Genomic DNA, 13,851 nt, shown 5'->3' on the forward strand with positions numbered 1-13,851 from the left:
AGAGTGGTCTTTTTTATATGGAGGAGCGATCTCGTGTGCTTTGAAAATTGGATTAGCGGTTCCAAATAGTGTAATCTGGAGGTTAGGTGCAGATCGGTAAAAACCATTTGATACGAGAAGGGATCGGGATGATTCAATGACTCAAAAAATCTATTATGACTCTGCTTATACAAGAGAGTGGCATACAACAATTACAGGCAAAATGGACAAGGAAGACGGCGTATATATCATGCTGGCGGAGACTGCTTTTTACCCGCATGGAGGCGGACAACCTTGTGATTTGGGACGAATTGACGGCATCGCTGTTCTGGATGTGAACATTGAAGATGGTGAAGTATGGCATAAGCTGGAACGCGCCCCTAAACAGACCAAGGTGCAGTGTGAGCTGGATTGGGAGCGAAGATTCGATCATATGCAGCAGCATACGGGACAGCATTTGTTATCGGCAATGACGTTGAAAATGGCTGAAGCGATGACGCTCAGTTTCCATCTCGGTACGGAGTATGACACGATTGATGTGGCTGCGCCTGAACTGGGAGCGAATCAATTAACTGCCATTGAACAAGAAGTGAATCGTCAGATCTATCGTAATGCTCGCATCAACACGTCCTGGGTTACAGCAGAAGAGGCTGCACATATACCACTGGTGAAGCAGCCTACGGTAACGGAGGATATTCGCATCGTCGAGATCGAGGGTGTGGAGTATAACGCCTGTGGTGGAACCCATGTGTCGGCGACAGGTGAGATCGGCATCATCAAACTGTTGAAAACCGAAAAGGTGAAGGGCGGCACCCGCATTTATTTCAAATGTGGAACAAGGGCGCTGAATGAATTCACAGCTACACAACATGTGCTCAATCGTATCATGGTTAAATTAAAGACCAGCAAGGACGAATTATTGGAGCGTATTGAGAAAATGGAGCTGGAGCAAAAACAGCTGCAAACCGAGCTGAATGCAGTGAAAACAACCAACGATGCATATTATGCGAAGGAACTTCTGGCCGCTCGACAAGGGCTGGTGATTGCTCAGGTCTTTGAAAACAAATCGCTTAAGGATATGCAGAGCCTGGCTACCAAGCTGACGGCAGACCATGAGGGGCTTGTACTGTTCGCCAGTATCTCAGAGGCCAAAGTTGTTCTGGCACAGAACGGACAACCGCCCGAATGGGCTTGTGGACCTTTCTTCAAAGGCAATCTTGGAGCATATCAAGGCAAAGGTGGAGGTAGTGAAACAATGGCTCAGGCAGGCTTTTCCAGCAGTGAAGATGCGCTTGCCTTTTACGAATTCACCAAGGACCAGCTGGGACATCATTGATTCGCCTCTTCTTTTACGAGACAGGCAGTATTGAAATAGGAGTAAGAGACAAGCACGTCACATTGTGGCGTGTTTTCCATTGCCAATAGTTGAAGGAGGTTGGAACATGACAGAACGAATTCCGTGTATACGGGAGGGGTGTGCAAATACCATTTTGCCAGCAACGGCTGCCAGAACAGGTGGGTATTGCATGCCTTGCAAGCAGGAGATGGAACGTGAGGAGCGCCAGAGATACATTGAAGCGAATCGACGTGATGTGAACTTGTATGCAGGTATCACAGATCCGGTCGAAATTTTGAAAATCATGCACAAACCTCAGGTTCGCGATCCACTAATTCGTTATACACCCTATGAACAATCCGAAGAACAGGTATATCTATCCTTGTCTGTAGAACAACAAGATCAGATGAAGCATTATGCGATGCAACAGATTCGTACAGGTGATGAAGATACAGGCAAAGACATTCTGGTATACCTTGTCTGCTACCATGATATATCGTTGACTGCCGAAATTCCTGAGCTGCTGGAACAAGAGATCTATTATCCTGCCATTTTGTATAAAAGTGCCTCGGGTGAGGCTCGTGATCGTCTGTTGCAGCAGGTGAACACCGATGATGAGAATCGGAACCACATATTGCTCATACTGGCTCATATCGGAGATGATGTTGTCGTACAGCAGTTCCGGCAATGGAGACAATCTCCGCCATCTTGGTCGAGCGAGTTGTACGTCGCACCTGAGCATTACACCACGGAAGCGGGTTGGGAGCTTACAAAAGATGGGCAGCGCAGAGAATTATTCATCACCCCAAGTTATTCACTCTATAAAGTAAAAGAAAATGAAGAAACTAACGTGGCAATTTCCGGAGATTCGCTCTCGATGCTCACTCCGAGCACCAATTGCTGTCGATGGTGTGGTGGTGCGTTAACGATCTTAATTAATCTGGATGTTAAGCATCCCGCTCTGAAGGACGTGTCTTGGCATGCTCAGCGACTTCGGATACAGACTTGCGTGATATGCAGCAGTTATGGTGTGGTTTACATGGAGCTGGACGCAGCAGGGGAACCGTTATGGAGCTCACATAACGTCATGCCTGTGGGAGCAGAAGAGATTGACTTGGACGACTATGGTAAACTTGCGCCGGATGCTGGCCGGCAGTTTCGGATTGCGGATGCATCGCGTCATGGTTTCCATGCCAGTGAGTGGGCGATGGAACCATCGCTATCTCAGGTCGGTGGTCATCCGGGATGGGTTCAGGATGCGGATTATCCACGATGTCCACGCTGTTCCGCGAGAATGAAGGCTGTCGCACAACTGGATTGGGGCGAGGTAGAGGAATATGGTGAGGGCATGTATTACATGTTCATATGTGAGCCGTGCCAGATGACCGCCGTATCGTACCAGCAATCTTGATGGTGGAAGCTAGTATAAACCATTATAGGCAATCATCTTATTATACTATTACACCGCTGTTAAGGTTGGAATGACAGTAGTAGACAGACTATAACCAAGGGGTATCCCGAAGTTCTTGGAACTTCATGGGATGCCCCTTTGCCCTGCGCAGGATGGATGGGACTTCTGCTACAGTTGGGCGAATTTATATCCGTCTACAATTCCGCAGATGCCTGCTTTAACAAACCAGCCAACCATTCATAATCGGGTATATCTTTTTCCTTGAGCTTGATCGTTTTGCGTTCTTCCGGGCCTTCGAAGATCCCATCGGGTAGATCAAGTTCGGTTGCATGGAAGATGGTGAAAGACACGGCCTGTTTGGATGGCGAGATGACCGCAGCGTACTTCCCGTTTTTCAAAAAATGAGGTTTCTTGTATTGCACACGTTCCTGCACGTCAGGGATGGAATCATGTACCAACTGACGCAGTTGCTCAGCGATTTGTACTTGCCAGGGGATCTGAATCTGTTCAATAAACGCAGTGACTTCTGCATTCTTGGTCATGCTTGTTCACCCTCCGTATGGATCTGATTGTGTGTTTCCCATTCTGGTCTTAGGATTCCCATCATCAAGCGGTCATAACGCTTACCATCACGAAATACAGCTGAGCGTGCCCGACCTTCCAACTGAAAACCAACCTTCTCATAGGAGCGAATCGCTTTGGCATTGTAGGCGATGACATCTAGACCAACCCGGTCCAGATTCATCTCGTGGAACGCATATCGTAAAATAAGATTCAACGCTTCAGTGCCATATCCCTTGTTGCGATGTTCGGCAAGTCCGATGCCAATGGCAAGCTGTCCGCAGCGGTTGTTCCATTCAATGCTATGAATGACGACAAAACCAATCAGCGTATCCTCTTCATGCGTGCGCAGTCTGAAGTACACTTCCTTGTTCTTCGTTTCGCCCTCATCTTCCAACTGTTTTTCTGAATAGGGAATGGCAAGATCAGTATCCACATTCCGAAGGTACTCCGGGTCTTCGTTCCATTGCAGCATGGTCTGCACGTCCTCAGCACGTGGGGGTGTCATTTTCAATCGTGTGCTATAAAACAGGTTATCCGTTGTTAGTGTCATAGGGTTCTCCTTTAAAATAATTAGCTTGCTTCACCTTAGTTCCACATTTAACTCTATGTATAATTCGCAATAGACCTCGCCCCTCTGGTATCTGATAGCCCCATCATAATGGAAATAATAGGTGAATCACAATAGCGTATTTCAGTGGATATAAGTGGCCTCTTGTCATGAAACCTGACATGGTAGTAATATGAAATAATCGATATACATTCATTGACAGATACAATAAAAATGTCGGCAGGAGTGATACGTTTTGGAGATCAAAGTGGATGATTTGAGTGGAGTCCAAGTTAAGGCTTTAATTGCAGAGCACTTGCAAGGGATGGCGGTGGATTCGCCTCCAGAGAGCATTCATGCGTTGAATTTGGATGGACTCAAGAAGCCCGAAATTACATTCTGGTGTGCTTGGGAAGGGGACGACTTGCTCGGCTGCGGGGCCATCAAAGAACTTGATCGAGAGCATGCAGAGTTGAAATCGATGCGTACCGCTTCGGCACATTTGAGAAAAGGCGTAGCGAGAAAAATTTTGGCCCATATTATGGAGGTTGCAGTAGAACGTGGTTATAAGCGAATCAGTCTGGAGACGGGTTCAATGGATTCGTTTATCCCGGCACGGAAGTTGTATGAAGACTTCGGATTTGAATATTGCGAACCATTCGCAGATTATATATTGGACCCGAACAGTACGTTTATGACAAAAAAAATCTAATAGATTCGCATGAGAAACCAGAATTCTGTTTTTTACAGGATGCTGGTTTTTTTATTTTGCAACATATCGTACATTTTGAAAGTTGGAAAAAGAGTAGAATAAACTCAATAATCCAGCAATAAAGCAGCTTGGCCTTGTGACGAAGAATGTGGAGGGAGTCGTGCATGATATATTGGTGGTTTGATCAGATGAATCCGCTGTTTGCCGTCTTGGTGTTATGTCCTATAATTGCTGTGGTGCTTGGAGTAGGCAGTTATTTTGCCAAATGGTTTAGACTCTGGGTGGCGCTGGTTATTTCTTTTATGCTGCCTTTGTTGTATATCGCGAGTGATCTTTCAACATGGGGTAGTAACATAGGCGCTTGGTTCATCTATGGGGGAGCGTACAGTTTGATCAGCTGGATTGTATACAGATTGCTTCATGCGATTGTGGGGTATAAAACATAGGTTATGTCCTTATACGTTTGGGATGAATTGGCCATAAGGAACTTCTGGGCTGATTGATGGACAATAGGGTATACTGGACATTATGTTTTCAAAATTATGAAACAAGACAGCATTACAGACGTTTTTTACATCAGGAGGACTTGAATTGGCTCAGACAGAGGGAACACTACAGAAGAAGCTTAAACCAAGACACATCAGTTTTATGGCTATGGGTGGTGTCATTGGAACAGGAATTTTCAAAGGCAGTGCAGAGACGATCGGACTCGCAGGTCCGGGCGTGATTGTCACGTACATCTTTGCCGGATTATTGCTGCTGGTTGTTATGGCCGCGATGGCGGAGATGGCTACGGTGTACAAGAACAAAAATATGAAAGACTTCGTACAAGAAGCATTTGGTAGTAGAGTGTCCTTTGTTATGGGATGGATGTACTGCTTTCTATGGTTGTCGGTGTGTGTCATTGAGGTGATTGCCGCCGGGAGCTTTTTGCAGTATTGGTTTAGTGAAGTACCGCTGTGGATGCTGAGTCTGGCTTGTGCAGCGTTCATTATACTGGTTAATCTATTAAGTGTAGGTGTATTCGGGGAATTTGAGTTTTGGCTGGCCGGGATCAAAATTGCCATGATCATTATTTTTATCTTCCTGGGTGCAGGGTTGATCTTTGGCATTATCCCAAGTGATAACACGCCATATCTTCAAAATTACACGCAAGCAGGCGGGTTCTTCCCGAACGGATGGTCATCGATCTTCTCGGCACTGCTTGTGGTCATGTTCTCTTATGGGGGATCAGAGCTGATTGGGCTGACCCTGACTGAGACGGAAAATGCAGAAAAAGTGATGCCCAAAATCGTGGGTAATTTCATGCTCAGAATTATTCTGTTCTTCACGTTGCCGATTCTCATCATCTGTGGTCTCATTCCCTGGAATGAGATCGGGCCGGAGAGCAGTCCGTTTGTACAGGTGCTCGCCTCTACGGGACTGCCGGGAGCGGCACACATTATGAACTTTATTTTGGTGACGGCAGTTCTGTCTGCTGCGAATTCAGGGATCTATGGTGCATCTCGGATGATGCACTCCATGGCAGTGGGCGGGGAAGCGCCGAAGGCACTGTCACAGACGAATCGCAACGGTAGCCCTGTTAACACACTTCTGGTGTGCTCAGTAGTTTTGCTCGGAGGTTCCATGCTTGGCCTGTTCGCGCAGGATCAACTGTTCCGTGTATTGCTCGCCGTTCCGGGGTTTGTGGTCATCCTTGTGTGGATCTGTATTGCTTCATCACAGTTGAAACTGCGGAAGAGATATCCGGTTCAACCGACCTTCAAAGTTTGGGGATTCCCTTATATAACCCGAATCGTGGTACTATGTCTCAGTGTGATTGCGGTGATGTTTGTGTTTGATGCAGGTAATCGGTTCAGTATTAGCATCTGTCTTGCCGTACTCGCGTTGCTGATTATATGGTCCCTGATTCGATTCAGGAATAATAAAGCCTAATAAAGAACATCCCGGCGTTGGAACTCGAGCCGGGATGTTCTTTGTGTTAATAGTCTTTTGGTATTCAATTTATTGTCCTACATACTTATCCATAAAGTGATCTACTCTTTGGAAATAATCAGTCGGATAATGATTAATCGCATCAATGTGTTCCGTATTATGAGGATACCATACTTCTGCATTGGGATTATTTTTCAAGGACTCATAGATCTTTTCTGTATTTTTATAACTTATTTGCTGATCCCCAGTACCGTGAATGAGCATAACGGGCTTGTCTTGCATCTTTTTAACCGCATCCATAGGTGTTACGGAATCAAGATCAACGTTAAAGACCCAATCCGCCATCCATGTCGATGTATAACTGAAAGGGAATGCAGGTAAACCTGAGAAGAATGGCAGGCCCTCTCTCAGAAATAAACCCGCATTACGAAATGGACTATCTGCAATTACAGCCTGGATATCATCACTTTCACTTGTGGCCAGTAGAGAAGTAGCAGCCCCCATAGAGAAGCCGATGACTCCAATATGGTCTCCCGCATGATCTCTGGATTTAAGATAGTCTACAGCCCCAAGTAAATCGTATTTCTCATGTAGACCCAGCGTAATCAAATCTCCGTCGGACTTACCCTGTGAGCTGAGATCAAAGGCCAGTACGTTATACCCCTTTGGAACGAAATGCTCTACCAACTTGGGAGTACGGCCTTTGACTAAACGATTGCTCGTATACCCATGTACGACGATAATTGTTTTGTTACTTGCTGTGCCTGAAGATATACTCGCTGGAAAGAAAGTTCCTCGAATTGTATTATCATTTTTCAAACTCTTGAATTCGACGTCCTCGTAAGGTGTTTTCTCCATATTCAATTCGTAGCTGACATTGGTATCCCGTGGATGATGTAACAACGTATCTACTATTTTATAGGATACAAAGAATACAAGAGAGACAATAAGCACAAGTGCTATCCCCAGGCCCCATAACAGTTTCTTGCGTTTCTCCATGCGACCTTTAAATGTCAGAACGGGTGGTAAAGGTGGTTGACTCATTCAGATTCCTCCAGTGTTTCATCATGCTGTATTGGTGCAAACAGATAAAAGGCATGACCCTTCAGATTCTCCCACTCAGGATGATGCAGAATGTCTTCCCCGAGAGTCAAGGCTACTCCATTCAAAAAGGAGATATAGCTCCGAGAGATCATTGCTGGAGAGAAACGTTTGTTGAACTCCCCCATGGATTGCCCCTTTGCATAGACAGCTTCAATCGTATCGGTCATTATTTTTATGCTTTCAAGAACCTTCTGTGTAAGTTCGGGGAATCTGGTTCGTTGCCCCAAGACAGATTGAGCGAGTCGCAACTCATTGGTGTAGAAGTAAATATGACTGAATTGTTCTTCTACCATGTTTTTAATCAACGTACCTGGTGTTCCTTTTTGTTGTAGAGAAGCAAGTGATTTCTTCTGAATATCATCAAGCGGTTCAAGTACAGCGGCATGGAACAGAGCTTCTTTGCTTGGGAAATATTGAAAGATGGTTCCGGAAGTTACTCCTGCAGTTTTTGCAATAACAGCCGTTGTGGTATTGGAATATCCACTTTCGGCAAACAGGATCACGGCTTCTTTTAGGATTCGTTTACGCCGCTCGAGTCTCTTTTCTTCATTAACCGGTCTGGCCAAATGAATTCTCCTCTCATCATTTCAATTTAATTAATTAACTGATCAATTAATTAATAATATATCTGAATTAATTCCTTATGGCAATAGTAAGTTGTTTATGCCTAGATGTAGTTTCTGCTAACAAAGCTATCACAGCCATGATCCACCATGCTGGAGCAGCAGACCAACGAGATGAGCTAAGCCGTGCGTAAAGTGAAAGTATAGTTTCTATAGTTTGATTTTGTTGTATACCCAGTGTAACGATGTAATGCAAAAAAAGTGCTCCGTTCCTGAAGAAGTTGGTGTGTATCCCAAACTTCCTTCAGAGGCGTGGAGCACTTTTTGCTTTTTATATAACTTTTATAGATGATCCAGCTCGATCGCCTGTCTGAAGCGTCGGGCGAATCGTTCTGCGGCTACGGCAGCCTCCTTGGATTCCGTCTGCACGAAGCCAATTTGCATTTTCGGTTGATCAATTCCAGCGATCTCGACCATCTTCACCATGCCTTCTTTCCACAGCGGATGCTGGGGAAAGGAGAAGTCGTGACCAATTGTGGCGGCAATATCGTTTCGTAACACCATGTTGATGGCTTCTGAATTATTTGTTTTGAACAGAATGGACAGTGGTCCATGATCATAGGTAAATTCCTTGATAAAGTCTTCGATGAAACCGTCTCGATAGAGGGCCAGCTTGTGTTCTTTTAATTGATCTGGTGTAACGCGGCTGTGCTTGGCAAGTTCAGACAGGTGATGGGTGCATACCACGAGCTTGCCTGAATACATGGGACTGAAGTGAAGTCCATCGAATTCCCGCAATTGCTTGGCATAGATCGCAATGAAGCCCAGATGAGTTTTGTTGTTTCGAATATCTTCGATAATTTCCATGGACCCTTTCTCTTCAATTGAAGTATAAATTTTAGAACGCGAAAAAGACCGTTCATCCGCATGAATGGTCTTTTTCGCGTTATTCAAGTAGAACACGCATCTTTCACTAGCTACTCTTCATGAATCAATTCCGCTGATCGCGGTTCGCTAAGCTAATACCCTAAACTAGGAATCATAGCGGTAACAAATCGCCTTACCCCCGCTACTCTCGGAGCTGAATTCCTCATCCTCATAGAATCCAAAACGCTCATATAAACGGATAGCATTGACCATCTGACCACCCGTATATAAATACACCGTATTTTTGCCCATCTCTTTGGCAGATTCCACACATTGCTGGAGCAATGCTCTGGCGATCCCGTGGCCTCTCCATCTTGGATCAACACCCAACAGTCGAATAAATGGATAATCGATCGGCAATTCAAAGTTTGGATAAGCCTTATGCGCTGTTTCGAACAATTGCACGGTACCAACAATCTGATCATCAATCTTGGCGACCCATAATTGTGTCAGGTACGGATTAACCACAGACTCTCTAATGTCTTTTAAGTAGGCCTCCCAACGTTCATTTTGCTCAAATGTCTCCCGATACTCGGCATAACTTGCAACAAGGATATCTACGATCTCTGGATGGTCTGTTTCTGTGGCAGGAAGAATGGTAACGGCAGCCGTTGTCATCTTATAATTCCTCTTCTCTTATGGGTTAAGTATGATATAGAGTTTTCTTGCATTTTACCATAACGGATTCCATCCGATTCATTCAAATTTTCTATAGTTCACTCAGTTATTTCTATAGATCAAAGCGCGTTAGCGATTGAGTTGTGTGGAATACAGATGATTGCGATATTCGGTTGGCGTATTGCCTTCGTATTGCTTGAACATACGCAGGAACAACTTGTAATCGGAGAAGCCGCACTGTCCGGCGATTTCTTTTACACTGGCATTGGTGTTGAGCAGCAGTTGTTTCGCCCGGCGAATTCGTTCCGTGAGGATATAGGTTTTGAGTCCAGTACCTTTCTCGCGCTTCACCATTTTGGAAATATAGTCTTTGTTAAAATTAAAATTCTCCGCAATCTGACTCACCGTGATGTTTGTATGCAGATGAATATCCACCCACTTGCAGATATGGTCCACAATCGCATTATGCGGGCGATAATCCGCCTCTATGTTACGTTCCAGTTCTCTGAACAATAACAGCAGAGCAGCGTCAGCTTCCTCTGGAGAGAAAGAGGACACATGCAGCAATTGCTTAAATAACTGATTGGCCATGGAAGGTACCTGAATGGTGGCATGTGTCCTAAACTGGTTGAATTCTGGCAACATGGCATCATAGTGAACCCAGTAGAAACTGACGGGTGTGTCGCTGATCTGGTAGCCATAATGGGTGCGACCGGCGCGCAGAAACAATAGATCATTGGCACGAACCACATATTGTTCCTCATCTTCCGCGATGTACATCTCACCTTCCAGCATCAAAATGATCTCGTGAACAGGCATGCTGCGTCTCATGTGGCTCCAGTTGCCCTCGGAAATGAACTTGCCGCACAGGTAATGTTCCAGTGGCTTTTGCATAGGACGGATTTATCCACCTTTTCTTGGATTATGAGTCTGATGTAATTGTATTTTATTTGATACTATGGGGATATTCAAGCAATGGAGTGGATTGTTGAGTATTAGTCTTGTAGCTAATAAAACGGATTTTACCCCTTAAAATTAATTGATGAAAGTGCATGTGGGTATCTGTCTACTACATCCCAAGAAGGAGTGAGTGTCATGATTGAGACGAAAAAAGGATTTCTGGGACCGGAACATGTAGAGTTGTTGGATGGCGTGTTCCAAACATCCCAAGAGGTTGGGGAGCGTTACCTGTTATCGCTGGATATTGATCGATTCCTGGCTCCGTGCTTCGAGGTTCATGGTTTACCTGCCCGAAAAGAACGATACGCGGGTTGGGAGGCCCGTACCATCAGTGGACATTCCCTCGGACATTATCTGTCTGCCCTGGCTGTGACGTATCAGGCAACCGGGAATATCACGTTAAAAGAAAGACTGGATTATGCTGTCACTGAACTTGCGAGAATCCAGCAGACCACGGGGAGCGGGTATATCGGTGGTTTGTCCGAGGAACCTTTCCACATGGCTTTTCGAGCAGAGAATATTGGTGGATTCAATATCGGTGAATACTGGGTTCCCTGGTACAGTGTGCACAAAATCTATCGTGGTCTGATTGACGCCTACCGAATGACTGGCAACGGACAGGCACTTGAGGTGGTTACTCGATTTGCAGACTGGGCGGTAGAAGGTTTGCTCCCGATGACGGAAGAACAGATCCAGACGATGCTGCAGAGTGAGCATGGGGGCATGAATGAAGTATTTGCACACTTGTATGGGATTACGGGCAAAGCCTTATACCTTGAGATCGCCAATAAGTTTACCCATCAATTGATCCTGAGACCCTTGGAACACAAACAGGACGATCTTCAAGGCAAACACGCCAATACGCAGATCCCTAAAGTAATCGGTGCTGCCGAAATCTACAATCAGGACCATACCCATGAGCGTTATCGGACAGCGGCAGAGTTTTTCTGGAACACCACGGTGCATCATCGTTCTTACGTATTTGGTGCGACGAGCATTGCGGAGCATTACGAAGCAAAGGGCATGGAGAGTCTTGGCATCAAAACAGGAGAGAGCTGTTGTACTCATAACATGTTGCATCTAACGAAGCAACTCTTCGCCTGGAATCACGATAGCGCCTACATGGACTATTATGAGAACGCCATCTACAATCACATCCTCGGCACGCAGGACCCCGATACGGGGAACAAAACATATTTTGCATCAACGCTGCAAGGCCACTACAAAATCTATGGGACACACGATACGGCCTGGTGGTGCTGTACAGGATCAGGCATGGAGAACCCGGGTAAATATGCCGAGGCCATCTATTTCGAAGACGAGCGAGACCTGTACGTCAACCTGTATATCGCTTCCCAGCTGGACTGGACGTCACAGGGATTATCCCTGAAGCTCGAAACCGACTTTCCTTATTCGGAAAAGGTAACCCTGACGATCACCGGAGGCAGTGCCTCGGCCCATCTAAGATTACGCGTGCCCTCATGGCTGCAAGAGCCAATGACGGCAACGGTTAACGGGGATACGGAACATCCGTATACACGGATGGAACCCGGCTATCTTTCCATCGACCGCACATGGACAAAGGGCGATGTCATCACAATCACACTGCCGATGTCGCTTCGCCAGTACACCTCCCGGGATGATGCGCACAAAGTAGCCTTCCTGTATGGCCCGATTGTACTCGCCGGTGCACTTGGAAGCGAGGGTCTGCCAGAAGATACGATTGTGGACGAAACCGCGCTGAATCCCAAGACTGCACCCGTGCCTGTGATCTGGACGGAGCAGGAGGATGTACGGGATTGGATCAAGGTCGTGGATGCAGACACGTTAACATTTGAACTTAGCAAGGATGTCACTTCCACGGGTGAACCCGTGAAGCTTATTCCGTTCTATGATGTACACCATGAATTTTATACCGTGTATTGGCCGTTTAACGATGAAGGTGATGCGCTGGAGAAAGAGTTGAACGATATCACGATCGACAGGGTCCAGGCTGACGGTCAGCAGGATGAGATCGGACATCAACTGGATAGCAACTGCCGTGGGGAGCAATATAACGGTTCAACCACTGATGGACGTAAGAAGTTGCATATGTGGCGCGAGGTTTTTGGCGTCAGCGGGGCTTATTTCAGTTACCAACTGGCGGTGGATCGCGCCGCAACCAATTATTTATGTGTGGCCTATTGGGGTGGAGATTATTCCACATTTGAACGGGAAGGTATGTTGTATGAGAGACAATTCACCATTACTGTGGATGGCACACGCATTGGAGAGCAGCGAATTCATATGAACAAAATCGGCGACGTATTCTATGTGACCTATAATATTCCTGAGGCGGTTACATCAGGTAAAGACAGCGTTGAGGTCATGTTCCAGGCGGAGGGCGACAATGGCTGTGCCGGGAAAGTTGTCGAGGTACGCACCACGCGAAGCAAACCGGAATCACTCTTTTCGTGATAAGAGGCATGGTGTGAAAAGGCGCAAACACAATGTTATAATGAAAATAAATTACGGTTAGTTGGGAAGAGGAGGTTGGAAGTGTGGCAAAACCCGATAATAAAGGTACTTATAACTTTCAGGATTGGTTAACTTGGGAGGGGGCATGGGAATTAATTAACGGCAAAGCTTTTAATATGTCGCCAGCACCCACTTCATTGCACCAGTTTATTGTGGGTGAGCTGCACTTCTCTTTGCGGACTTTTTTTCAGAATCGGAAATGTTTCGTGTTTGTTGCCCCTTTTGATGTGTATTTTAGTGAAAATGAACAATATGATCTACCGGATCAAGTTGTACAGCCTGATTTATCGGTGGTGTGCTCCAAAGACCAGATATCCAAAAGTGGCTGTCACGGTGCACCTTCTTTAATTATCGAGGTGTTATCGCCTTCGACTGCACTAAAGGATTTCAACGAAAAGTTTAACTTGTATCAGAAATACGGCGTAAACGAATACTGGATTGTGGACCCCGGCAATCAAACCGTCCATGTGTACACGCTGGAGGACGGCAGTTACCAGACCCGTCATCTGTATACAGAGCAGGAAACGATTATTTCCGTCCTATATCCTGACTTGCACATTCCGCTGGAATCGTTGTTCAAGCTCAGGTAGAGGAAACCAAACAAGTGAACCAACGCATAAGGGACGAGACCGGATGATCTCCGATTCGTCCTTTTTGCATTACTATTTTCAGACAAGT

Annotated in this window: 14 protein-coding genes; 7 read left to right on the plus strand and 7 right to left on the minus strand. The window is 45.9% G+C overall.

The window, feature by feature from the left end:
- Positions 1 to 136 precede the first annotated feature (136 nt).
- Together ABTV53_RS04030 and ABTV53_RS04035 are read left to right on the plus strand one after the other, a co-directional pair.
- A complete protein-coding gene (locus ABTV53_RS04030; protein WP_433750892.1) occupies positions 137 to 1,315 on the plus strand; it encodes an alanyl-tRNA editing protein in 1,179 nt (392 codons plus the stop codon).
- Positions 1,316 to 1,421: 106 nt separating this feature from the next.
- The gene (locus ABTV53_RS04035) at positions 1,422 to 2,726 is read left to right on the plus strand and encodes a DUF1963 domain-containing protein (RefSeq protein WP_433750894.1); all 1,305 of its coding nucleotides are present in this window, start codon (positions 1,422 to 1,424) and stop codon (positions 2,724 to 2,726) included.
- A 194-nt stretch (positions 2,727 to 2,920) separates the two neighbouring features.
- Here ABTV53_RS04035 and ABTV53_RS04040 read toward each other — a convergent pair whose 3' ends face one another.
- Together ABTV53_RS04040 and ABTV53_RS04045 are read right to left on the minus strand one after the other, a co-directional pair.
- Positions 2,921 to 3,268 carry a DUF1801 domain-containing protein gene (locus ABTV53_RS04040; protein WP_433750897.1) on the minus strand — a complete coding sequence of 116 codons (348 nt, stop codon included), beginning with the start codon at positions 3,266 to 3,268 and terminating at the stop codon, positions 2,921 to 2,923.
- On the minus strand, positions 3,265 to 3,840 hold the full coding sequence (locus ABTV53_RS04045) for a GNAT family N-acetyltransferase (RefSeq protein ID WP_433750900.1): 576 nt from the start codon (positions 3,838 to 3,840) through the stop codon (positions 3,265 to 3,267). The genes ABTV53_RS04040 and ABTV53_RS04045 overlap by 4 nt, the downstream gene beginning before the upstream one ends.
- 253 nt (positions 3,841 to 4,093) lie before the next feature.
- Here ABTV53_RS04045 and ABTV53_RS04050 point away from each other — a divergent pair, with 253 nt between their 5' ends.
- From ABTV53_RS04050 to ABTV53_RS04060, 3 genes are all read left to right on the plus strand, one after another.
- The gene (locus tag ABTV53_RS04050) at positions 4,094 to 4,549 is read left to right on the plus strand and encodes a GNAT family N-acetyltransferase (protein WP_433750903.1); all 456 of its coding nucleotides are present in this window, start codon (positions 4,094 to 4,096) and stop codon (positions 4,547 to 4,549) included.
- 164 nt (positions 4,550 to 4,713) lie between these two features.
- Complete coding sequence (locus tag ABTV53_RS04055; protein WP_433750906.1) at positions 4,714 to 4,995, plus strand: hypothetical protein; 282 nt, start codon at positions 4,714 to 4,716, stop codon at positions 4,993 to 4,995.
- Positions 4,996 to 5,140: 145 nt separating this feature from the next.
- Positions 5,141 to 6,484 (plus strand): amino acid permease, encoded by a 1,344-nt coding sequence (locus tag ABTV53_RS04060; protein WP_433750909.1) that lies wholly within the window; start codon positions 5,141 to 5,143, stop codon positions 6,482 to 6,484.
- Between the two features lie 69 nt (positions 6,485 to 6,553).
- On the opposite strand, the gene ABTV53_RS04065 is transcribed toward ABTV53_RS04060, so the two are convergent.
- The 5 genes from ABTV53_RS04065 to ABTV53_RS04085 all read right to left on the minus strand — a co-directional run bounded on the left by ABTV53_RS04065 (position 6,554) and on the right by ABTV53_RS04085 (position 10,590).
- On the minus strand, positions 6,554 to 7,528 hold the full coding sequence (locus ABTV53_RS04065) for an alpha/beta hydrolase (RefSeq protein ID WP_433750912.1): 975 nt from the start codon (positions 7,526 to 7,528) through the stop codon (positions 6,554 to 6,556).
- Positions 7,525 to 8,154, minus strand: a complete 630-nt coding sequence (locus ABTV53_RS04070; protein ID WP_433750915.1) for a TetR/AcrR family transcriptional regulator — start codon at positions 8,152 to 8,154, stop codon at positions 7,525 to 7,527. Before ABTV53_RS04070 ends, ABTV53_RS04065 begins: the two co-directional genes overlap by 4 nt.
- A 339-nt stretch (positions 8,155 to 8,493) precedes the next feature.
- A complete protein-coding gene (locus tag ABTV53_RS04075) occupies positions 8,494 to 9,114 on the minus strand; it encodes a substrate-binding domain-containing protein (protein WP_433750918.1) in 621 nt (206 codons plus the stop codon).
- 69 nt (positions 9,115 to 9,183) lie between these two features.
- Positions 9,184 to 9,696: a GNAT family N-acetyltransferase gene (locus tag ABTV53_RS04080; protein WP_433750920.1), complete on the minus strand. Its 513-nt coding sequence runs from the start codon at positions 9,694 to 9,696 to the stop codon at positions 9,184 to 9,186.
- Between the two features lie 129 nt (positions 9,697 to 9,825).
- Positions 9,826 to 10,590, minus strand: coding sequence for an AraC family transcriptional regulator (locus tag ABTV53_RS04085; protein ID WP_433750923.1), 765 nt, complete (start codon positions 10,588 to 10,590; stop codon positions 9,826 to 9,828).
- A 201-nt stretch (positions 10,591 to 10,791) separates the two neighbouring features.
- On the opposite strand from ABTV53_RS04085, the gene ABTV53_RS04090 reads away from it, so the two are divergent.
- The gene (locus ABTV53_RS04090; RefSeq protein ID WP_433750926.1) at positions 10,792 to 13,113 is read left to right on the plus strand and encodes a beta-L-arabinofuranosidase domain-containing protein; all 2,322 of its coding nucleotides are present in this window, start codon (positions 10,792 to 10,794) and stop codon (positions 13,111 to 13,113) included.
- An 83-nt stretch (positions 13,114 to 13,196) separates the two neighbouring features.
- Complete coding sequence (locus ABTV53_RS04095; protein ID WP_433750929.1) at positions 13,197 to 13,763, plus strand: Uma2 family endonuclease; 567 nt, start codon at positions 13,197 to 13,199, stop codon at positions 13,761 to 13,763.
- Positions 13,764 to 13,851: the final 88 nt, after the last annotated feature.

Source organism: Paenibacillus amylolyticus (assembly GCF_050990605.1).
Lineage (GTDB): Bacteria > Bacillota > Bacilli > Paenibacillales > Paenibacillaceae > Paenibacillus > Paenibacillus amylolyticus_H.